The sequence below is a fragment of the Lysobacter ciconiae genome, assembly GCF_015209725.1.
GTDB lineage: Bacteria > Pseudomonadota > Gammaproteobacteria > Xanthomonadales > Xanthomonadaceae > Novilysobacter > Novilysobacter ciconiae.
This window is the reverse complement of record NZ_CP063656.1, coordinates 2,384,866-2,406,130: the sequence shown is the minus strand read 5'-3', so window position 1 is coordinate 2,406,130 and position 21,265 is coordinate 2,384,866. Positions and strand designations below refer to the sequence as shown.

Annotated in this window: 12 protein-coding genes and 1 pseudogene; 10 read left to right on the top strand and 3 right to left on the bottom strand. The window is 69.1% G+C overall.

Annotated elements, in window-relative coordinates; all coding sequences use genetic code 11:
• Positions 1-2: 2 nt before the first annotated feature.
• Positions 3-2,105, bottom strand: coding sequence for a glycosyltransferase (locus INQ41_RS10845; RefSeq protein WP_193984391.1), 2,103 nt, complete (start codon positions 2,103-2,105; stop codon positions 3-5).
• A 154-nt stretch (positions 2,106-2,259) separates the two neighbouring features.
• Between INQ41_RS10845 and mrcB the strand changes: the two genes are divergently transcribed.
• Genes mrcB through tsaB form a run of 4 tightly spaced genes read left to right on the top strand, consistent with a single transcriptional unit; the run spans position 2,260 to position 8,084 of the window.
• Positions 2,260-4,680, top strand: a complete 2,421-nt coding sequence (mrcB, locus tag INQ41_RS10840) for a penicillin-binding protein 1B (RefSeq protein WP_193987348.1) — start codon at positions 2,260-2,262, stop codon at positions 4,678-4,680.
• Entirely contained in the window at positions 4,677-5,201 is a 525-nt protein-coding gene (locus INQ41_RS10835) for a hypothetical protein (protein WP_193984390.1), read from the top strand. The genes mrcB and INQ41_RS10835 overlap by 4 nt, the downstream gene beginning before the upstream one ends.
• A gap of 1 nt (position 5,202) precedes the next feature.
• Entirely contained in the window at positions 5,203-7,332 is a 2,130-nt protein-coding gene (locus tag INQ41_RS10830; protein WP_193984388.1) for an ATP-dependent DNA helicase, read from the top strand.
• Positions 7,329-8,084: a tRNA (adenosine(37)-N6)-threonylcarbamoyltransferase complex dimerization subunit type 1 TsaB gene (tsaB, locus tag INQ41_RS10825; protein WP_193984386.1), complete on the top strand. Its 756-nt coding sequence runs from the start codon at positions 7,329-7,331 to the stop codon at positions 8,082-8,084. The genes INQ41_RS10830 and tsaB overlap by 4 nt, the downstream gene beginning before the upstream one ends.
• Before the next feature lie 9 nt (positions 8,085-8,093).
• Here the strand turns inward: tsaB and INQ41_RS10820 are convergent, their stop codons facing one another.
• Entirely contained in the window at positions 8,094-8,969 is an 876-nt protein-coding gene (locus INQ41_RS10820) for an energy transducer TonB (RefSeq protein ID WP_193984384.1), read from the bottom strand.
• A complete protein-coding gene (gene gshB, locus INQ41_RS10815) occupies positions 8,966-9,919 on the bottom strand; it encodes a glutathione synthase (RefSeq protein ID WP_193984382.1) in 954 nt (317 codons plus the stop codon). The genes INQ41_RS10820 and gshB overlap by 4 nt, the downstream gene beginning before the upstream one ends.
• Before the next feature lie 194 nt (positions 9,920-10,113).
• Here gshB and pilG point away from each other — a divergent pair, with 194 nt between their 5' ends.
• From pilG to INQ41_RS10785, 6 genes and pseudogenes are all read left to right on the top strand, one after another.
• A complete protein-coding gene (gene pilG, locus INQ41_RS10810) occupies positions 10,114-10,512 on the top strand; it encodes a twitching motility response regulator PilG (protein WP_043957694.1) in 399 nt (132 codons plus the stop codon).
• A gap of 18 nt (positions 10,513-10,530) precedes the next feature.
• The gene (locus tag INQ41_RS10805; RefSeq protein ID WP_193984380.1) at positions 10,531-10,896 is read left to right on the top strand and encodes a response regulator; all 366 of its coding nucleotides are present in this window, start codon (positions 10,531-10,533) and stop codon (positions 10,894-10,896) included.
• Positions 10,893-11,450 (top strand): annotated as a pseudogene (locus tag INQ41_RS10800) (chemotaxis protein CheW); the annotation flags it as partial. The gene INQ41_RS10805 and the pseudogene INQ41_RS10800, both read left to right, overlap by 4 nt.
• A 67-nt stretch (positions 11,451-11,517) precedes the next feature.
• On the top strand, positions 11,518-13,539 hold the full coding sequence (locus tag INQ41_RS10795) for a methyl-accepting chemotaxis protein (RefSeq protein WP_193984378.1): 2,022 nt from the start codon (positions 11,518-11,520) through the stop codon (positions 13,537-13,539).
• Between the two features lie 91 nt (positions 13,540-13,630).
• Positions 13,631-20,044 carry an Hpt domain-containing protein gene (locus INQ41_RS10790; RefSeq protein ID WP_193984376.1) on the top strand — a complete coding sequence of 2,138 codons (6,414 nt, stop codon included), beginning with the start codon at positions 13,631-13,633 and terminating at the stop codon, positions 20,042-20,044.
• The gene (locus tag INQ41_RS10785) at positions 20,034-21,263 is read left to right on the top strand and encodes a chemotaxis protein CheB (protein ID WP_193984374.1); all 1,230 of its coding nucleotides are present in this window, start codon (positions 20,034-20,036) and stop codon (positions 21,261-21,263) included. Before INQ41_RS10790 ends, INQ41_RS10785 begins: the two co-directional genes overlap by 11 nt.
• Positions 21,264-21,265: the final 2 nt, after the last annotated feature.

Sequence of the window (21,265 nt, the reverse complement as noted above, 5' to 3'; positions counted from 1 at the left end):
TGTCAGCCACGTCCGAGCAGCGCGCGACGCACCACCGCGCGTCCGGCATCCAGCGAGAAATGGCGCTGGATATTCTCCCGACCATTGCGTGCCAGCTGCTGCCACAGGTCGTGCTCCCGGTACACACGAAGCACCGCGGCGGCGAACCCCGCGGCGTCATCGGCGACCAGCACGTCAACGCCCGGCCTAAGGTGCATGCCCTCGATCGCGCACGCGGTCGCGACCACCGGTTGGCCGTGGGCCATCGGCTGGTTCACCTTGCCCTTGACGCCGGCGCCGTAGCGCAGCGGCGCCACCGTCAGTCGCGCCCCGGCCAGCAGCGGCGTCAGGTCGGGGACGTGGCCGTGCACGATCACCCCCGGCCGCGTCGACAAGGCCTGCACCTCCGGCGGCACATCGCCGCCGATGCAGTGGAACTGCAGCTCCGGCTCCTGCTCGCGCAGCAACGGCCACACCTCGTCGACGAACCAGCACGCCGCATCGACGTTGGGCGGATGGCGGAAACCGCCCACGAACATCAGGTCGCGGCGCTGCTCAAACGGCAGGCCCTCGCCGCCCATCCGGTGCAGGTTGGACAGCACCTCCACCCGGCTGTCGGGCAGCTCCCGAGCCAACAGCTCGCGCTCCACCTCGCTGACCACGAAGGTGGCATCGCTGCGGCCGATCACGTCCAGCTCGCTGCGCCGGGTGCGCAACGCGGCTCGGGCGCGCGCGGGATCGTTGGCCAGTTCGGCGCCGCGCTGCTCGCGCAGGTAGTGCAGATCCACCGTGTCCAAAATCACCCGCGCCTGCGGCGCATGCCGGCGGAGGAGCGGCAGCGCCTCGCGCATCACGTAATGGCGACACACCAGCACGCTGTCGAAGCGGGGGCCGTGCTTGCGCAGCCAGGTCGGCAGCGGCTGCAAAAATGGCCTGTACCAGACCTCGATGCCCAGCTGCTGCATCTCCCGCGTGTAATCACCGGCATGGCCGCGGTCGGCCGGGACGAACACCACGTGCGCCCCTTCCTCGCGCAGCATCAGCATCAGGTTGAGCAGCCGCAACGACGCCGAGTCGCGGTCAGGGCGCGGGCTGAACGCATCGATGACCAACACGGTGTGACGGCAGCGGTGGTTGGAGGCCTGATCCGCGTCGGCACCCGCTGCCGGCTGCAGCGCCAGCGCCGGTGCCCACTTGTCGGCGAATATCGCCTGGTTGCGCACCTGGTAGGCCTTTGGCCCGTGGCGCACGTCCTTGCCGGCGGTGATGCCCTCCAGGTGGACGACCCTTGCAGCCGGCTGATAGCGGACCTTCCAGCCGGCATCGCGGACCGCGAACGCCAGGTCGGTGTCTTCGTAGTACGCCGGTGAGTAGCGCACATCGAAACCGCCCAGCTCGGTAAACAGCGATCGGCGGATCGCCAGCGCCGCACCCGAGCAATAGTCCACTTCGCGTACGAACGCGTGCGGCGGCGCATCGGGCGCACCAAACCGCCCGTAATTCCAACCGCTGCCATCGGCGAAGACGATTCCGCCCGCTTCCTGCAATCGGCCATCCGGGTAAACCAGCTGGGCGCCCGCAAGGCCGGTGTCGGGGTACTGCTCGAAGGTGTCCAGCAGGCTGTCCAGCCAGCCGGGCTGCGGCACGGTGTCGTTGTTGAGGAACACCACGAACTCGCCGCGGGCCAGTGCTGCCCCATCGTTGCAGGCCGCGATGAATCCGCCATTGCCAGCGCGCGCCTGGTAGCGAAGTCCTCCGATAGCGGGCAGGGTCGCCGCGGTGCCGTCGCTGCTGCCATCGTCGACCACGATGATCTCGATCTCCGCGCGCGGCGGATGTGCCGCCAGCGCGCGCAGGCAGCCCAGGGTGTGCTCGATCTGGTTGAACACCGGAACCACGATGCTGGCAAGCGGGCGAGCGCTCGTCGGGACCCGCTCAGGGACCGTCGAGGACGCCTGCGGCAGGTACAGCTGCGCCAGCTGCGCTTGTGGCACCGGTTGCAATTGCGCGATGGCGCGTTGGAGCGACGCCCGCACCCCGCGGGTGCGCACGCTGGTCAGGCCGCGCTGGAGCAGGCCGCTGCCACGGTCGAACAGGAACCGCAGTTCGGCCCGCGATATCGGCATCTTGCAACTCCATGATGAGGACAAATCCTGGGGCCATCGTCCGGTCGGGCGCTGAACCTGCATCGAACCGGGCCGCGCCAACCCGCCGGGCCGCCCGCGCCGGCTGCGTTAGACTCGGGTCTGTGAGGGCGCAGCCCTGTCATTGTCCCATGCCGTGGCCCGAATCGATTACGACGAAGACGATGTTGAACAGGGCGATCTGCCCGGCGCGCGCTGGCCGCGCCTGCTGTCCACGGCGGTGCTGGCTACCATCGGGCTGGGCCTGGGCTTCCTGATTCCATATTCGCTCTACCTCAACCACGAGGTCGAGCAGCGCTTTGACCAGTTGCGCTGGCAGCTGCCCACGCGCGTGTACGGCCGGCCGCTGGAGCTGGCGCCGGGAGTGGCAATGGAGGCCGCCACGCTGGAGGTCGAGTTGCGTGCGGCCGGGTACCACCCCGGTGACGGCCTGCGCCCCGGCACCTACCAGCACGATCAGGCGCGCTGGAAAATCTCCAGTCGCGGGTTCAACGACGTTGATGGCCCGGTAGCTCCGCGCCTGGCGCAGCTGACCCTGGGCGGCGGACGGGTGACCAAACTGGAGGCGACCGGCGGCAAGAATGCGCCGCCCCGGCTGCGACTCGATCCCGCCCGCATCGCCACCTTGTACGGGCAGAAGCAGGAAGAGCGCCGCCTGGTCCAGCTGGACGAGGTGCCCGAGTTGCTGGTCACGGGCCTGCAGGCCGTGGAGGACCGCGACTTCGCCAGCCACCACGGCATCGACCTGTCAGGCATCGTGCGGGCCGCGTGGATCAACATGCGCTCGGGCGAGGCACGCCAGGGCGCCAGCACGCTCACCCAACAGTTGGCGCGTAGCGGCCTGTTGGGCATCGGCCGCGAGCAGACCTACACCCGCAAGTTCAACGAGATCCTCTACGCGCTGCTGATGGAGGCGCGCTACGACAAGCGGCTGATCCTGGAGGCCTACTTCAACCAGGTCTACATGGGTCAGCGCGGGGCCCAGGCCATCCATGGCATGGCCGCGGCGTCGGAGTTCTGGTTCGGCCGCGACCTGGCCGACCTCAACACCGAGCAGATCGCACTGCTGATCGGCATCGTGCGCGGCCCGTCGTACTACGACCCGCGACGAAACCCGGAGCGGGCGACCGAGCGGCGCAATTTCGTCCTCGACAAGATGCTTGATTCCACCCTGATCGACGCCGCCGAGCATGAGCGCGCCCGCCAGGCACCGCTGGGAATCAGCACCGATCCGGGACGCACCTCGGCCAACCGTTTCCCGGCGTATGTCGACCTGGTCAGGCGCCAGCTCGCCCGCGACTATTCCGCAGAGGCGCTTGCCGGGGCCGGCCTGAGCGTAATGACGGCGATGGCGCCGTCCGCGCAGGCCTACGCCGAAGGCGCGGTGATCAAGACGCTGAAGGGCCTGGAGGGGAAGAACCGTCCCTCCTTGCAGGCCGGTCTGGTGCTGACCGATGTCGAACATGGCGACGTGCTCGCCGTGGTGGGCAGCGGCACCCCCGCCCAGCCGGGCTTCAACCGCGCCGTCGAAGCGCGACGGCCGGTCGGCTCGCTGATCAAGCCCTTCGTCTACCTGCTGGCCCTGGCCAGCCCGCAGCAGTGGTCGCTCGCCAGCTGGGTGGATGACTCGCCGGTCACGGTCACCCTGGGCAACGGCAAGCGCTGGACCCCGGGCAACTCGGATTCGCGCAGCCACGGAACGGTCCGCCTGATCGACGCGCTAGCGCGCTCGTACAACCAGGCCACCGTCCGCATCGGCATGCAGGTTGCACCGGCGCGCATCGCCGAACTGGTGCACACGCTGGCCGGCATCACCGCCGAGCCCAATCCGGCACTGATCCTGGGTTCCCTGGACCAGAGCCCGTACGCGATGGCGCAGCTGTACCAGTTTCTGGCATCCGGCGGCGAGATCCAGCCGCTGCACTCGGTGCGCGGCGTGCTGGACACCGAAGGCAAGGCGCTGAACCGCTATGACGATCGCCCTGCCGCCGCCCAGGAAGGGGACATGGTCTTCGCCCGGCTGGTCACGATCGCCCTGCAACGGGCGGTCACGGCTGGAACGGGCCGGCAACTGGTGGCCGACGGCCTGGGCCACCTCAACGCCGCGGGCAAGACCGGTACCAGCAACGACGGCCGCGACAGCTGGTTTGCCGGCTATACCGGCGACCATCTCGCCGTGGTCTGGGTCGGCAACGACCAGAACGAGGCCACGGGTTTGTTCGGTGCCACCGGCGGCATGCGGGTGTGGTCCAACCTGTTCAAGCTGCTGCCCAGCGCGCCGCTCAAAGTGGGCGATGAAGGCATCGACTGGCAGTGGGTCAGCGGCAGCAACGTGAGCGATGCCAGTTGCCCGGGCGCCAGCCGCTTCGCCTTCGCCGATGGCTTTGCGCCCGCGTACATGCCGTGCCGACCGTCCGAGCCTGTGTTCGCCGACGATGCCCAGACGGCGGACGAGCAGGACGGTGCCCGTGGCGGTTGGCGGGAATGGTTCGGCTTCGGACGCGACCGCCGTGACGAGCCCGAAGCCGCGGCGCCCGAGCCGCAGGATTCCCCATGAAGCTTGTTGCGACCTGCGCTGCGGCCGCGCTCCTGTGCCTGCTGGCCGGCTGCGCCTCCGCGCCCCCGGTGCCCGCGCCGCCGATCACCGCCGACTTCGACCCGGCGGCGATGATCGCCGCCATCGACCAGGCCGGCGTTGCCGAAAGCCGCGAGCTGGTGGTGCGGCCGCTCAGCAATGGAAACATCGCCGGACTCAAGGAGGACCTCGGCGACCTGCGTGCACCGGATCGCCTGGCGGAAAACGCGCGACAACTGGACCTTGCGCTGGACACCCATCCCGACGATGCCGAACTGCTGCAGGCCCGCGCCGAGAACGCGATCCTGCAGCGTGACCTGGTCACCGCGGAACGCATGGCGCGCCGCGCCGCCGCCGTCGGCGCCCAGGCCGGCCCGCACTGCCGGCGCCATTGGGAAACCGTGGTCCAGGTCCTGCTCGCGCGCGCGCCGGACGGCGACGCCCTCGCCGAGGCTGAGGCCCGCCGCGACGCGTGCACCGTTGCCGCACCGCCGCGGTACTGAGATGAACGCCCCCTCCAGCCGCCTCGGTCAGGCCGCACGCGCCGCGCTCAGCGAGGGCGGCGACCTGGCCGGCAACATCCCGGCGTTTGCCCCGCGCGAGGCGCAGCAGGACCTCGCCGCCGCGATTGCGCACGCCTTCGATACGCGCGGCGTCCTGTTGGCGGAGGCCGGCACCGGCACCGGCAAGACCTTCGCCTACCTGGTCCCGGCGATCCTGTCGGGTCAGAAGACCATCGTCTCCACCGGCACGCGTGCGCTGCAGGACCAGCTCTACCATCGCGACCTGCCGCGGGTGCGCGAGGCGCTGGGGATCGGCCTGAAGACGGCGCTGCTGAAGGGGCGCTCCAACTACCTGTGCCACTACCGCCTGGAACAGGCCAAGGGCGAGGGCCGGTTCGCGAACCGGGAGACGGCCGCGCAGTTCCAGCGCATCGTCGCTTGGGCCGGGCGGACCCGGATGGGCGATCTGGCCGAGCTGGAGACCCTGCCCGATGACTCGCCGCTGCTGCCGCAGGTCACCTCGACCGCGGACAACTGCCTGGGCAGCGAGTGCCCGTTTTTCTCCGAGTGCTTCGTCGTCCAGGCGCGTCAGCGCGCCCAGGCGGCCGATCTGGTGGTCGTCAATCACCACCTGCTGCTCGCCGACCTGGCGTTGAAACAGGAAGGTTTCGGCGAGATCCTGCCCGGCGCGCAGGCCTTCGTGGTCGATGAGGCCCACCAGTTGCCCGAGCTGGCCGCGCAGTTTTTCGGCGATGCGCTCAGCGCCCGGCCGCTGGTGGAGCTGGCCCGCGACGCGCTGGCCGAATGCAGGCAGGTTCCTGCAGCGCTGGCGGTGTTGCAGGAGCCGGCCCGTGCGCTGGAACAGGCGGTCCGAGGTCTGCGCGCGGCCATGGATGATCTGCCGGTACGCGGTACCCGCCTGCGTGCCGCCGAAGACCCGGTCGCCGAGGCCGGGCTGGATGCGTTGCTGGAGGCGCTGCGCGCCCTGCGCGCTGCGCTGCTGCCCTTGCGCGAAGCCGCGCCGGGCTTTGACAGCTGCACGGCGCGCGCCCGCGAGTTCGAGATGCGCCTGGTGCGCTGGCGCGGCGGGGCCGATGCGGACCGGGATGCCCGCCCGGCGCCGGATGCCGACTTCGACCCCTTCGAGGAAACGCTTCCACCGCTTCCCGCCAATGAAGGCGACGACGGCATCGCTCCCGCCGATCCCGATGACCGCGCACCGCTGAACGCCGATGATGCGCCCAGCGTGCTGTGGTACGAGCTGACCGCGCGCGGCTTCCGTCTCAGCCGTACTCCGCTGGACGTGGCCGGCCCCTTGGCCCAGCACCGCGCGCGCTCGCATGCGGCCTGGGTCTTCACCTCCGCGACGCTGGCCATCGGCGGACGCTTCGAGCACTACGCGATCAAGCTCGGCCTTCGCGAACCGACCACGCTGCTTGCCCCCAGCCCCTTCGACTGGGCGCAACAGGCGCTGTGCTACCTGCCGCCCGGCCTGCCCGAGCCGTCGGCCCGGCACTACACCGAATCCCTGGTGTCGGCGATCCGGCCCGTGCTGGAAGCCTCCGGTGGCCGCGCGTTCGTGCTGTTCGCCTCGCACCGCGCGTTGCGCGAGGTGGCCGACCTGCTGCGAAACGGGCCATGGCCGTTGTTCGTCCAGGGCGAAGCCCCGCGCTCCACCTTGCTGGAGCGCTTCCGCGCTTCGGGTAATGGCGTTCTGCTGGGTGCGGCCAGCTTCCGCGAGGGCGTGGATGTCGCCGGCGATACGCTCAGCGTCGTGGTCATCGACAAGCTGCCCTTCGGCGCGCCGGATGATCCGGTGTTCGAGGCCCGGCTGGAGGCGATCCGGCGCGCCGGCGGCAATCCGTTCCGCGACGAGCAGCTACCGCAGGCGGTGATCGCGCTCAAGCAGGGCGCCGGGCGCCTAATCCGCAGCGAGACCGACCGCGGTGTACTGGTGCTGTGTGATCCGCGGCTGGTGGCCAAAAGCTACGGCAAGGTGTTTCTCGATTCCCTGCCACCCTTGCCACGCACGCGGCAGATTGCGGACGTGCAGTCTTTCTTCGATGACAGCCAGCCAGGCGAAACGGCGTCCGCGCCGGCCGCGGCGCAGGGGACGGGGATGCTGCTGTGAAACTGCTGGCGTTTGAACTGGCCACCGAGGCGTGCTCGGTCGCGCTGTGGGTCGACGGCGAGGTGCATGAGCGTTTCGAGATCGCGCCGCGTCGGCATGCCGAGCTCGCGCTGCCTTGGGCTGACGCGGTGCTGGCCGAGGCAGGTGTCGCGCGCGCTCAACTGGACGCGATCGCGGTGGGGCGGGGCCCGGGCGCCTTCACCGGCGTGCGGCTGGCGATCGCGATCGGGCAGGGCATCGCCCTGGCGCTGGACCGTCCGATCCTGCCCGTATCGACGCTTGCCGCCCTCGCCGTGGGCGCGGTCCGCGCTGACGACCATCGCGACCCACGCGGCGCAGACCAGGTGGCGGGCGCCGCCCATCGCGTGCTGGCGTCGATCGATGCGCGCATGGGCGAGATTTACGTGGGCGCGTTCAGCGTGCACGACGGTGACGCGGTCCTGATCGGCAGTGAGGCCGTGCTGGCCCCCGATGCGGTCGCGCTGCCCGATGCCGACCCCGGCTGGCTGGGTGCCGGTACCGGCTTCGCCGCCGCCGAGGGCGCGCTGCGCACGCGCCTGTCCGCACAGCTGGCGGCGGTCGATGCGGACGCACTCCCGCGCGCCGGCGATGTCGCACGGCTGGCGGCAAGAATGTGGCTGCGCGGTGAGGCGCTCGCGCCCGAGCGGGTCGAGCCGGCCTACCTGCGCAACCAGGTGGCGCTGACGATCAGCGAGCAGAAAGCCCTGCGCGCGGAAAAGGATCGGGGCTGAGCGCAGGCGTCAGCGATCCACCAGCTCGCCGCCGGCAAGGAAGGCCCAGGTCCGCGTGACATGCAGGATGTCCGGGTTGTCGTCGGTCTGCGGCAGCGGCGGATAGGGCTCGGCGAGCCGGGCAATCCGCAACGCCGAGGCATCCAGCAGCGGAATCCCGCTGCTCAGCACGATCTGCGAGTTCTCCACGCTGCCGTCGCGACGGATCGCAATGCTGATCACCACCTGGCCCGCGAGGCGCCGCCGCCGCGCTTCATCGGGGTAGTTGAGATTGCCGACCCGCTCGACGCGGTCGACCCACTCGCGCAGGTACCCCGCCCACGCATATTCGGTCGTACTGGCGGACACGAACTTGCGCTTGGGACGCTTGGCATAGCGCTCGGACCGCAGGTGGATCTCGGCGGCCAGCCTCGCCATCGCCATGTCGCGGTCGATTTTTTCCTGGCCCGGCGGCAGCGTGCGCTCGGCCGGCTCCGGGGTCTCCTGCGCGCTGGCGACGGCGTCGTCGCCGCGCGTGCTGGCGATGATCCGCGCCTGCGGCGGTGGCTGCTGCGTGGGCGACTGCGCGCGCAGCTCCCGCGGCGCCTGGCCGTCGGCATCCTGCGGCAATGGCCCGGACTGGTTGTCGCGCGGACGCACCGCGCGTTCGCTTTCCCCTCCGCCATCGTTGTTGGCCTGGGCGAGAAAGTCGGCCTGCTTCGGGGTCAGGGCGCTGGTGGTCCGGGTGAGGATGACGTCCAGCGTGGGCACGACCGGCGCGGCCAGTTCCATGCTGAAACCCACGCCCAGCAGGAGCACTGCGTGCAAAAGCAGCGACAGCACCATCGTCGCGCCCAGTCGTTGGCGCTCAACCGTGCCGGTCATCGATGCCGCTGCCACGCTCATGCCGTGGCAGCAATCCGCGCTTCGATCGCGTCAAACAAGCCGGAGGAGATGTTCAGGCCGAACTGGGCGTCGAGCTCGCGAATGCAGGTCGGGCTGGTCACGTTGACCTCGGTGAGGTAGTCGCCGATCACGTCCAGGCCGACGAACAGCATGCCGCGCCGCTTCATTTCCGGCGCCACCTGGGCGGCGATCCAGCGGTCGCGATCGCTCAACGGACGCCCCTCGCCACGCCCGCCCGCGGCGAGGTTGCCGCGGAACTCGTCGCCCTGCGGGATGCGCGCCAGGGTGTAATCCACCACTTCGCCGTCGACCAGCAGGATCCGCTTGTCGCCCTGGGTGATCTCCGGCAGATAACGCTGCGCCATCGCCAGACTGCCTTCGCCGACCAGCGTTTCCAGGATGACATTGGTGTTGGCATCGCCGTGGACGACGCGGAAAATCGAACGCCCGCCCATCCCGTCCAGCGGCTTGAGCACCGCCACCTCGTGTTCGGCGACAAAGGCTTTGAGTACCGCCGGATCGCGGCTGACCACCGTCGGCGGGCAGCAGTGCGGGAACAAAAGCGCAGCGAGCTTCTCGTTGTAGTCGCGCAGCCCCTGCGGATCGTTGACCACCATCGCGCCGGCAAGCTGGGCGAGACTGAGGATCTGGGTGTCGTGGATGTAGTCGTTGTCCACCGGCGGGTCGCGCCGCATCAGCACCACGTGGCCGGGGCCGAGATCGAACTGTGATGCGGGTCCCAATTCGAACCATCCGTCCGGATCGTCGCGAACCGTCAACGGCGCCATCATTGCCACCGCCTTTCCATCACGCAATCCAAGCCCTCCGGGCACCACGTACCAGAGCCGGTGCGAGCGGCGCTGCGCCTCCAGCAGCATGGCAAACGTGGAGTCCTTGGCTATCGTGATCGATTCGATCGGATCCATCACGACGACGATATCAAGCGGCATGGCAGGTGGCCTTGGCAGGGGTCGCGTGGATGGTAGCAGGCAGCCATCCGGGCAATCCCGCAGCGGCGCGCATTCAGCATCGAGGCAGCGCGCAAACGCGCTTGACACCTTGCGCCCGGCTTGGAATAAAGGGACCCTAGCTGGCGCGACGGGGAATTCGCGCGAGCGCTTCGCAATACTGGGGAACAGGGAACATGCAAGACGAGGTCCGCAGCGGCAGCCTCGATGGGCTGCGAGTCATGGTGATCGACGACTCAAAGACCATCCGCCGCACCGCTGAAACATTGCTCAAGCGCGAAGGCTGCGAAGTAGTGACCGCCACCGATGGGTTCGAGGCACTGGCCAAGATCGCCGACCAGAAGCCGCAGATCATCTTTGTCGACATCATGATGCCGCGTCTGGATGGGTATCAGACCTGCGCATTGATCAAGAACAACCAGGTTTTCAAGCACACACCGGTGATCATGCTGTCCTCCAAGGACGGCCTGTTCGACAAGGCTCGCGGCCGCATCGTCGGCTCCGAGCAGTACCTGACCAAACCATTCACGCGCGGGGAACTCCTCGACGCCATACGAACACACGTCAACGCCTGACCGGGGGGTAGGGCATTTATGGCACGCATTCTGCTGATCGAAGATTCGCCGACGGATACGGCGGTCCTGACCCAATTGCTGGAGCGCAACGGACACGAGGTCCTGGTGTCGGGGAATGCGGAGGACGGCATCGAGATGTGCCGCCGCGAGCAGCCCGACCTGGTGCTGATGGACGTGATCCTGCCCGGCATGAACGGCTTCCAGGCGACCCGCGCGCTGTCGCGTGACGAGAAGACCAGCACCATTCCCGTGCTGATCGTCAGCACCAAGGGCATGGAGACCGACAAGGCCTGGGGCCTTCGCCAGGGCGCGCGCGATTACATCGTCAAGCCGCCGCGCGAAGACGAACTGATCGCGCGCATCAACGAGTTGCTCGGCCCGTGAGTCCAGCCGGCATCGGGCGGGTCGACCCGTTCGCCATCCTCCACGACTACGAGCGCCGCAGCCTGGACCACGTGGCCGGCCTGCCCGAGCAGCTGGACGCGCCGGGGATGTGGCGCGGCGTGGGCTATCGCGTCGGCTCGCGCCGGCTGGCGTCGAGCTTCGATGAAGTGCTGGAAATCCTCCCGCTGCCGCAGGCCACGCCCGTGCCCGGCGCCCAGCCGTGGCTGCTGGGGCTGGCAAACGTGCGCGGCAACCTGCTGCCCGTGGTCGACCTGAAGCACTTCCTGGAAGGCGAGCGCACCGTCCTGCACGAGGGCCAGCGGATGCTGCTGGTGCGCCAGCCCGGCGGCGATGTCGCGGTCCTGATCGACGAACTGTTCGGCCAGCGCAGCTTCAACGAGTCACAGCTCGACCCCGAGGCCGTCCGTGCGACGGGCCTGGGTGAGGGCCGCTATTCCTACTTCATCGACCAGGCCTACCGCCTGGGCGAACACACCTGGGGTGTCTTCAGCCTGGACCGGCTGGCACGCACCCCCGAGTTCCGTCACGCAGCGCTCGATACCCCACGGCTCGAGCGGCCCGCTACCGAAAACCACGCCAGCACCGAAATTGAGGTCGATCATGAGCACTGAGATGAATTCCGTCGCCGGCAAGGGCCGTACCGTTGGCTCCAACACCTGGCTCGTGGTGCTGGGCATTTCCGTACTGGTGCTTGCGCTCAACGTGGGTTACGCCACCTACAAGGCCAGTCTGCTCAGCGGGGCCGGAGCGTCGGCCAGCAGTCTGCAGGTGGCATCACAGCGCCTGGCGGTGCAGGGACGCGAGGCGGTGGGTGGCGACCAGGCGGCCTACTCGGCGTTCAAGACCACCCGCGGTGAGGTGGTTGCCGATATCGGCGAGCTGAACACGAATTTCGGTGACACCCCCGGCGTGTCCGGGCCGATTGCCACCGTGACCCAGACCTGGGCGCCGCTGGACAAGAGTGCCGAGCAGCTGATCGCCAGCGAGAAGGCGGTGCTGGGCCTGGCCACCAACGCCAACAGCTTCGAGCAGCGCGTGCCGGACCTGCAGGCGCGACTGGATGAACTGGTGCGGGCGATGTCCGCCAGCGGCTCGCCGTCCTCGCAGGTCTATTACGCGCTGCGTCAGGTCGTGCTGTCGGGAACCATGGCCCGCCGTGTGACCGAGATCCGCGCCGGTGGGCGCAACGCCGAAGCGGCGGGTGAAGGCCTGGCACGCGACGCGGCCGTGTTCGGCAACGTGCTGGCCGGCCTGCGCAATGGCGACGAGGCGACCGGTATCACCGCGCTGGGCAATGCCGGCGCGGTGGCTGCGCTGGGCCAGGCCGAAGCGCTGTGGGAGACGATGAAAACCGACCTGGACGCGATCCTGGCAACCTCGCAGGACCTGTTCGCGGCCCAGTCGGCGGCCGATGCGATCACCACGGGCTCGGACAAGCTGCTCGCCGACAGCCAGTCGCTGTTCAACGCGTTCAACGCGCTGGGCACCCTCAAGGATCCCAGCCTTCTGGGCAACCTGTGGGTGTCGATCCTTGCCGGTGCGTTCGCGCTGGCCGCGATCGTGGGCCTGCTGTTCTCCCTGAGCAAGGCCCAGCGCGACCGCTACACCACCACCAAGGAGCTCAACGACCGCAACCAGGAGGCGATCATGCGCCTGCTGGATGAAATGGGCTCGCTGGCGGAAGGCGACCTGACGGTGAAGGCCACGGTGACCGAAGACATGACCGGCGCCATCGCCGACTCCATCAACTTCGCCATCGAGCAGCTGCGCACCCTGGTGCAGACGATCACCGACACCTCGGTGCAGGTCGCCTCCAGCGCGCAGGAAACGCAGGCCACCGCCATGCACCTGGCGGAGGCCGCCGAGCACCAGGCGCAGGAGATCACCTCCGCGTCCAGCCGCATCAGCGAGATCGCGACCAGTATCGACCAGGTGTCGCGCAACTCCGCCGAGTCCGCCGACGTGGCGCAGCGCTCGGTGCAGATTGCGACCGCCGGTGCGGGCGTGGTCCGCCAGACCATCCAGGGCATGGACTCGATCCGCGACCAGATCCAGGAAACCTCCAAGCGCATCAAGCGCCTGGGCGAGAGCTCGCAGGAAATCGGCTCGATCGTTGAGCTGATCAACGACATCTCCGAGCAGACCAACATCCTGGCGCTGAACGCGGCGATCCAGGCGGCCTCCGCCGGTGAGGCGGGCCGCGGGTTCGCGGTGGTGGCCGACGAAGTGCAGCGACTGGCGGAGCGCTCCTCCAACGCGACCAAGCGGATCGAGTCGCTGGTCCAGGCCATTCAGGCCGATACCAACGAGGCGGTCAGCTCGATGGAGCAGACCACCACCGAGGTGGTCGCCGGTGCGCGCCTGGCCGAGGACGCCGGCACCGCGCTGGGCGAGATCGAGAAGGTCTCCTCCGACCTGTCCGGGCTCATCCAGGGCATCTCGCTGGCTTCGCAGCAGCAGTCCGGCGCGGCGGCCAACATCACCGAGACCATGAACACGATCCAGCAGATCACCTCGCAGACCACGCAGGGTGCCAACCAGACCGCCCAGTCGATTGGCAACCTTGCGCAGATGGCCTCCGACCTGCGTCGTTCGGTCGCCGACTTCACGCTTCCTGCCTGAGCCCTGCATTGGATCGAAGGATGAACAGCATGACCCCCGGCCGCCGCCCGCACCCGCTGCGCCAGTCCGCAGCGCAATGGAGCATCGCGCCATGACGGTGATGCGCGATGCCATCGACACCACCACGCTGGGCTGGATCAAGCCGGAGCTGGACGAGACCCTGCGCCAGGCGCGCGAGCAGATCGAGGCCTTCGCCGAGTCGCCCGCTGACAGCGAGGCGATGCGTATCTGTGCCAGCCACCTGCACCAGGTGCACGGCACGCTGCGCATGGTCGAGCTGTACGCACCGGCGATGGTCGCCGAGGAAATGGAGCGGCTGGCCCTTGGCCTGCTGCACGGCGAGATCGCCAACCGCGACGTCGCGTGCACGATCCTGATGCGCGGCGCGGTCCAGTTGCCCGATTACCTGGAGCGCCTGCAGGGCGGCCACCGCGACATCCCCATCGTGCTGCTGCCGCTGCTCAACGAGCTGCGCGCCACGCGCGGCGAGTCGGGCCTCAACGAAAGCGTCCTGTTTGCACCCAACCTGGATCGCCCGCTGCCCGTCGACCTGCCGGCACCGGTGATCGAAGACGCGCCGACCATCCGCACAGGCGCGCAGCCGATGAGCGCCAACCTGACCGGTCTGCGCGAGGCCATGGCGCAGTGGCCCGAAGGCGGCGAGCCTGCCGATCCGGCCCGGCTGGCCGAAGTGGTCGATGGACTGCTGGCCGAAGTCTCGGTCGAGCCGCTGCGGCGGATGCTGTGGGTGGCCTCCTCGGTGGCCGGCGCGCTGCGCGACGGCGCACTGCCTGCGACCCGCGCCCTGCGCCAGGCGTTCGGCGGCGTCGAGCGCGAAGCGCGCCAGCTGCTGCGCGATGATTTCAGCGTTCCCGGCACCGAGCCCAACGCCGAGCCGACCCGCCAGTTGCTGTACCACGTCGCCCACAGCGATGGCGGTCATCCGGCGCTGGACAGTCTGCGCAAAACCTTCGAACTCGACAGCCAGTTGCCGTCGGAATCCGAACTGGACCACGCCCGTGGCAGCCTGAGCGGGCGCAACCGCGCGCTGTTGGACACGGTGTCGGCGGCGATCAAGGAAGACCTGCTGCGGGTCAAGGATGCGCTGGACCTGCACCTGCGCACGGGCCAGACCGGGGTCGAGGACCTGCGCCCGCAGGTCGACGCCCTCGGGCGGGTCAGCGACACCCTGGGGATGATGGGGCTGGGCGTGGCGCGTGGCGTGGTGATGCAGCAACGCGACGCCATGCACGAGATCGTCGCCGGCAACCGCGCGGCCGACGAATCGGCGCTGCTGGATGTCGCCGGTGCATTGCTGTACGTGGAGACCTCGCTGGACGACCAGGTGGCACGCCTGGGGCTGTCGGACGAGCGCGCCGACAAGGACCTGCTCGAGAGCGAGTCGCGCAAAGTACTCGAAGTGGTCGTGCGCGAGGCCATCGGTAACTTCGGTGACGCCCGCCAGTCCTTCGTCGCTTTCGTGGAGACCAACTGGGACCACGCCGAGCTCGTGGAAATCCCGCGGCTGCTGGACGAGGTCTGCGGGGCATTGCGCATCCTGGACCTGAACCCGCCGGCGGACTACCTGTATGGGGTGAAGCGCTACATCGAGGTCGAGCTGATCGGCCGCAAGCGCATTCCCCACGGCAAGCAGCTGGACACCCTGGCCGACGCCCTGGCCAGCGTGGAGTACTACCTGGAGGCGCTGCGCGAGCAGCGTCCCAACCGCGACCGGATCCTCGAGATCGCCCGTTCAAGTCTGGAAGCGCTGGGCTATTGGCCCGTGCCCGAAGAGCAGGCGGAGGCCGACCAGACGGCCTCGCCGGTGTCGGAACAGGATGAGGAGAACGCCGCCGCAGCGCTGGACCAGTGGGCCACCGCGGCGCGCCGGATGGACGCCCCGCTTTGGGTCGAGCCTGCCGAGAACCCGAACGAAGAGATTGACGCTCCCCACGCCGGACTCGATGCGGGCGACGAACCCGCACGCCCCGAGCCGGTGCCCGTCAGCGGGCTGCCGGTCGACAGCGACAGGGTCGAGACGGCCGAGCATGTCGAAACCGTGGCCACCCCGGCCGCAGTTCCGCTCGGTGCGGACGGGTTCGAAACAAGCGACGACATCGACGACGAGATCCGCGAGGTGTTCCTCGAGGAGCTCGAAGAGGAAATCGCCAACCTGGGCACGATGCTGGACCAGTGGCAGCACGCGCCGGAAAACATGGAACAGCTGCGTGGCATCCGCCGCGTGTTCCACACCCTGAAGGGCAGCGGCCGTCTGGTCGGTGCGAGGACGCTGGGCGAGTTCAGCTGGAAAGTGGAAAGCATGCTCAACGGCGTGCTCGGCGGAACCCGGCTTGCCAGCCCGGCGGTGGTTGCGTTGGTGCAGCAGGCCCACGCCGTGCTGCCGCAGCTGCATGCCGCCCTGGCCGGCACCGGCTCGGTCATCGCCGACCTGGCCGGCCTGGAAGCCGTGGCCGAGCGGGTCGCGGAAGGGCAGGAGGTGTTCTACAGCGCGCCCGCGCACGAAGAGCAGACAATGGCGCAGCCCGACGTGTCCGGCGCGGATGCGGTTGCGCCCACCGTGGAGGACGAGGCGGCGCTGGAGATGGAGGGTGTGCCCGCATCGGTCGATGCAGTGCTGCTGGAGATCCTCAACAGCGAGGTCACCGGACACTTGGAGACGATCCAGCAGTGGCTGGGCGAGGCGCAGCAGGCACCGCAGCCAGCCGACGATCGCCTGCAGCGCGCCATCCACACGCTCAACGGCGCCTTCGCGATGACGGAGGTGCCGGTGATCACCGACATCACCACGCCGGCCGAGGCGTATGTGCGCCGCCTGCTGGTCGCCGGCGAGCCTGCCAGCGCCGACGGCGTTGCGGGGATCGCGGCGGTGTGCGCGGCGGTCGAGCAGACCATGGCGGCGCTGCAGTCGAGCCATCCGCGTATTCCCGCGTTTGCCGGCGTCGCCGAGCAGCTGCTCGCCTTGCGCGACAGCCTGCCGGAAGTGCGGACCCAGCATCCGGTCGATCTGGATGTGCCGCTGCCCAGCGTTCCGACTGTCGGCCCGTCGGTGGTCAACCTCACTCCCTACGTGGATACGACGGACAGCGCGCAAGCTGATCCGGATTCCGAGACCGGTCTGGTCGGCGAAGCTGAGGATGGCGCGGAGGCCGAAGAGCTTGAGGCCGAGCGGCTGGAAGCCGAGCGTATCGAAGCCGAGCGCATCGAAGCCGAGCGGCTCGAGGCCGAGCGGCTCGAGGCCGAGCGGGTCCACGCCGAGCGCATCGAAGCCGAGCGCGTTGAGGCGGAGCGACTCGAGGCAGAGCAGATTGAGGCGGATCGGGTCGAAGCCGAGCGGCTTGAGGCGGAGCGGGTCGAGGCTGAGCGCATTGAAGCCGAACGCCTTGAGCTCGAACGTCTTGAGGCCGAGCGCGAAGCGGCGGAACGTATCGAGGCGGAACGGCTCGAAGCCGCGCGCGTCGAAGCCGAGCAGCTTGAGGCCGAGCGCATCGAAGCCGAACAGCTTGAAGCCGCGCGGATCGACGCAGAGCGGATCGAAGCGGAGCGAATCGAAGCGGAGCAGCTCGAGGCCGAGCGTGCAGAAGTCGAGCGGCTTGAGGTCGAGCGGCTTGAGGCCGAGCGCGTAGAAACCGAGCGGCTTGAGGCCGAGCGCCTTGAAGCCCAGCAGATCGAGGCGGCGCGAATTGAAGCCGAACGCATCGAAGCCGAGCGGCTTGAGTCCGAGCGCATCGAAGCCGAGCGCGTAGAGGCCGAAGATGCCGCCGAGTACGCGCGCCTGGAGGCGCAGTACGAGGCCGAGCGGATTGCAGGTGAGCAGGGCGAGGGCCCGGAGGCTGAAGCCGATGCCGATGCCGATGCCGATGCCGATTCCGACTCCGACGCGCCGGCGATCGCCGCGAGTGCCGAAGCCATCGTCGTGGCACCGTCGGTGGCGTTTGCGACCATCGAGGATCCCGATGAGCCGCTCGACCTGAGCGACCTGGACCCGGAGCTGGTCGACATCTTCGTGGAGGAGGGCGGCGACCTGCTGGACCACTCCGACTCCCTGCTGGCCCAGCTCCGCGAGAGCCCGGGCGACGACGAGTTGCTGGTAGGCCTGCAGCGCGACCTGCATACGCTCAAGGGCGGCGCGCGCATGTGCGGCATCATGGAGGTCGGTGAACTCGGCCACGTCATGGAGTCGCTGCTGGAAGCGGTGGTGGCGCAGCGCTCCGAGCTCGGCAGCGACGGGGTGCCGTTGCTTGAACGCGGCTTCGACCGCCTGCACGCCATGCTGACCCGTGTCGGCGATCGCCGCGCCATCGCGATGCCGACAGCGCTGATCAACGAGTTCGAAGCGCGCGCGAGCGGCCAGACCGTGGTTGCCGGAGTCGCCGATGTGCCGGCGGAACCGTTGGCGAGCGCGGTCTCGCAGACGAGTGCGACCGCAGATGCCGAAGAGGCAGAGGACGCCGCGGCGACCAGCGGTGCGTCAGACGCAGCGCAGCCGGAAACCACCGATGTGCCGGAAACGTCGGCATCGGGGCGCGTCGTTGACGACATCGAAAGCGTTGTCCCAGTCGCCCAGGTGATCCACAAAACGGTCGACGTCGGCCCGCTTTCGGCGCCGATCGTCGAGCAGCACGATGACGACGACGAGATCGGCATCCGTGCCCCGCAGGAGCAGGTGCGTATCCGCGCCGACCTGCTGGACCGGCTGGTCAACTACGCCGGCGAAGTGGCGATCTACCGCGCCCGCCTGGAGCAGCAGCTGGGCGCATTCCGCGGCGCAATCGGCGAGATGGCCGCCACCAACGAGCGCATGCGTGATCAGCTGCGCCGCCTGGAGATGGAGACCGAGGCCCAGATCGTCGCGCGCTACCAGCGCGAAGGCGAGGACGCCGAGCAGGCCTTCGATCCGCTGGAGCTGGACCGCTTCTCCAACCTGCAGCAGCTCTCGCGCGGCCTGTCCGAGTCGGCCGCCGACCAGAGCAGCCTGCAGGTCACCCTGGATGACCTGACCCGCCAGTACGAGACCCTGCTGCTGCAGCAGTCGCGGGTCAGCTCGGACCTGCAGGAAGGCCTCATGCGCACGCGCATGGTGCCCTTCGATGGCCTGTTGCCACGCCTGCGCCGGGTCATCCGCCAGGCCTCCGGCGAACTGGGCAAGCAGGTCGCACTCAAACTGGACGGCGCGCAGGGCGAGCTGGACCGCAACGTGCTGGAGCGCATGACCGCGCCGCTGGAGCACATGCTGCGCAACGCCATAGCGCATGGTGTGGAGACGCCTGAGCAACGCCGCAGTGCGGGCAAGCCCGAGGAAGGGATCGTCCGCATTGCGATCCGGCGCGAAGGCTCCGAAGTGGTGCTGGAGGTCAGCGACGATGGTCGCGGGCTCGACAGCGCCGCCATCCGCCGCCGCGGCGAGGAGCGCGGCCTGCTCGCGCCCGACGCGGTCATGAGCGATTTCGCGCTGCATTCTCTGATTTTCCAGCCGGGCTTCTCGACGGCCGATTCCGTCAGCCGTCTGGCCGGACGCGGCGTGGGCATGGACGTGGTCGCCAGCGAGGTCCGCCAGCTCGGTGGCTCGCTGGACATCCAGTCCCGCCCGGGACAGGGAACCACCTTCGTCCTGCGTCTGCCGCAGACCCTGGCGGTCACCCAGGCGGTGTTCGTCAAGATCGGCGAGACCACCTTTGCCGTGCCGATTGCTTCGGTCCGCGGTGTCGGCCGCATCGCCCGGGAGGAGCTGGTCGACGACCAGGGCCAGCCGCGCGAGGCCAATTACCCCTACGGCGGTGATGACTACGCGGTGCATGACCTGGGCCAGCTCGTCGGCCAGGCGCCGGCGAAGGCCGAAGGCCAGTTGCAGGTGCCCGTGCTGCTGATCCGCTCCGGCGATCTGCATGCCGCAGTGACGGTCGACCAGGTCATCGGCAACCGCGAGATCGTGGTCAAGCCGGTCGGGCCGCAGGTGGCTTCGATGCCGGGCATCTTCGGCGCGACCATCATGGGCGATGGCCGCGTGGTGGTGATCCTGGATGTCGCCCCGCTGGTCCGGCGTGCCGTCTCGATGCCGCTGGCCGCGCTGGTGGCGCCGGTCGCGGCGGTGGAGTCGCGCCCGGTTCCGCTGGTCATGGTCGTCGACGATTCGGTGACCATGCGCAAGGTCACCGGGCGCATCCTGGAGCGGCACAACTTCGAGGTCGCCACCGCGCGCGACGGCCTGGATGCGCTGGAGCGGATGGCGGAGATGGTCCCGGACCTGATGCTGCTGGATATCGAGATGCCGCGCATGGACGGCTACGAGCTGGCGACGCGGATGAAGGCCGATGCGCGCCTGCGCGATGTCCCGATCGTGATGATCACCTCGCGCACCGGTGACAAGCATCGCCAGCGAGCGATGGAGGTCGGCGTGGACCGGTACCTCGGCAAGCCGTACCAGGAACCCGAATTGATGCGCAACGTGTACGAGCTGCTCGCCCTTGAGAACCGCCATGAGCAGTGATGCGCTGAAGGTCGCCCTGCTGGCGCGCGAAGGCGCGGCGCGCGACAGGCTGCGCGAGGCGATCGAGGCGGCCGGGGCGCAATGCGCGCTCGAATGCGATCCGCAGGACATCGTCCCGGCCGACGTCGCCGCGAGCGGGGCCAAGGTCGTGCTGGTCGCTCTGGACCCGCAGGTCGAGGACGCGCTGGAGGCGTTTGACGAGGCGCTGGCCGACCCGGATCTGGAGGTCATCTACGAGGAGGCCAGCCTGGCCGCGGCGCGCGAGGGCTGGGACATGGCACGCTGGCAGCGCCACCTGGTAGCCAAGATGCAGCGCCACGGCGACGTGCTTCCGCCGGGAACCGAGCAGGAAGCGGAATCGACCACCCCGCAAAGCCCGGCGGGCACTGACGGTGCTGAGCTCCATCTGGACGATCCCGAGCTGTCATGGGAGGCCGATACCGGCCTCGCCGCCGATACGGTTGAGACCGCCGCGCCCGACGCGGTCGAGACGATCAACCCCTTCGATCCGGTGCTGGCCGAACACGAGCCCGAGGCAACGCCGCGGTTCGGGGAACTCAGCCTGGACGACGGATCCGCCCCGGCGGCCGCCGTGTCCGTGGGGACCGACGAGCGTTTCGCGCGCGACATCGATGAGCTCGAAGAACGCATCGCCGGTCTGAGCCTGGTGGACGACTCGCCAGAAGAAGACGAGCCTGAGCAGTCGCGCGGCGCCGTGCTGGTACTGGCCGGACTGGGCGGTCCGGATGCGGTTCGCCAGCTGGTTGCCGCATTGCCGACCGAATTCCCGCGACCCATCCTGATCCAGCAGCGCCTGGACGGTGGTCGCCACGACCGGCTCGTGGCACAGATGCAGCGGGCGACCGAACTTCCGGTCCGGCTTGCCGAGCACGACCAGTACGCGATGGCGGGCACGGTCTACATCCTGCCCGATGACCTCGGCGTGGCCGTGAACGATGCCGGCGTGCGCTTCCAGGCGGGCACCGAGCTGCTCGCAGCCTTGCCGTCGAGCGACAGCGCGGTGTTGCTGCTCAGCGGTACCGACCCTTCGGTCCTCGACGCGGCCCTGCGGCACGGCTGGGCGGGCGCGCTGGTCGCCGGCCAGACAGCCGAAGGCTGCTATGAAGCGACCGCTTCGGCCGCATTGGAAGCCCGCGGCGGCGACACAGCAACCCCGGCAGAAATGGCGCAGCGGCTGGCCGATCGCTGGCCGGCCTGAGG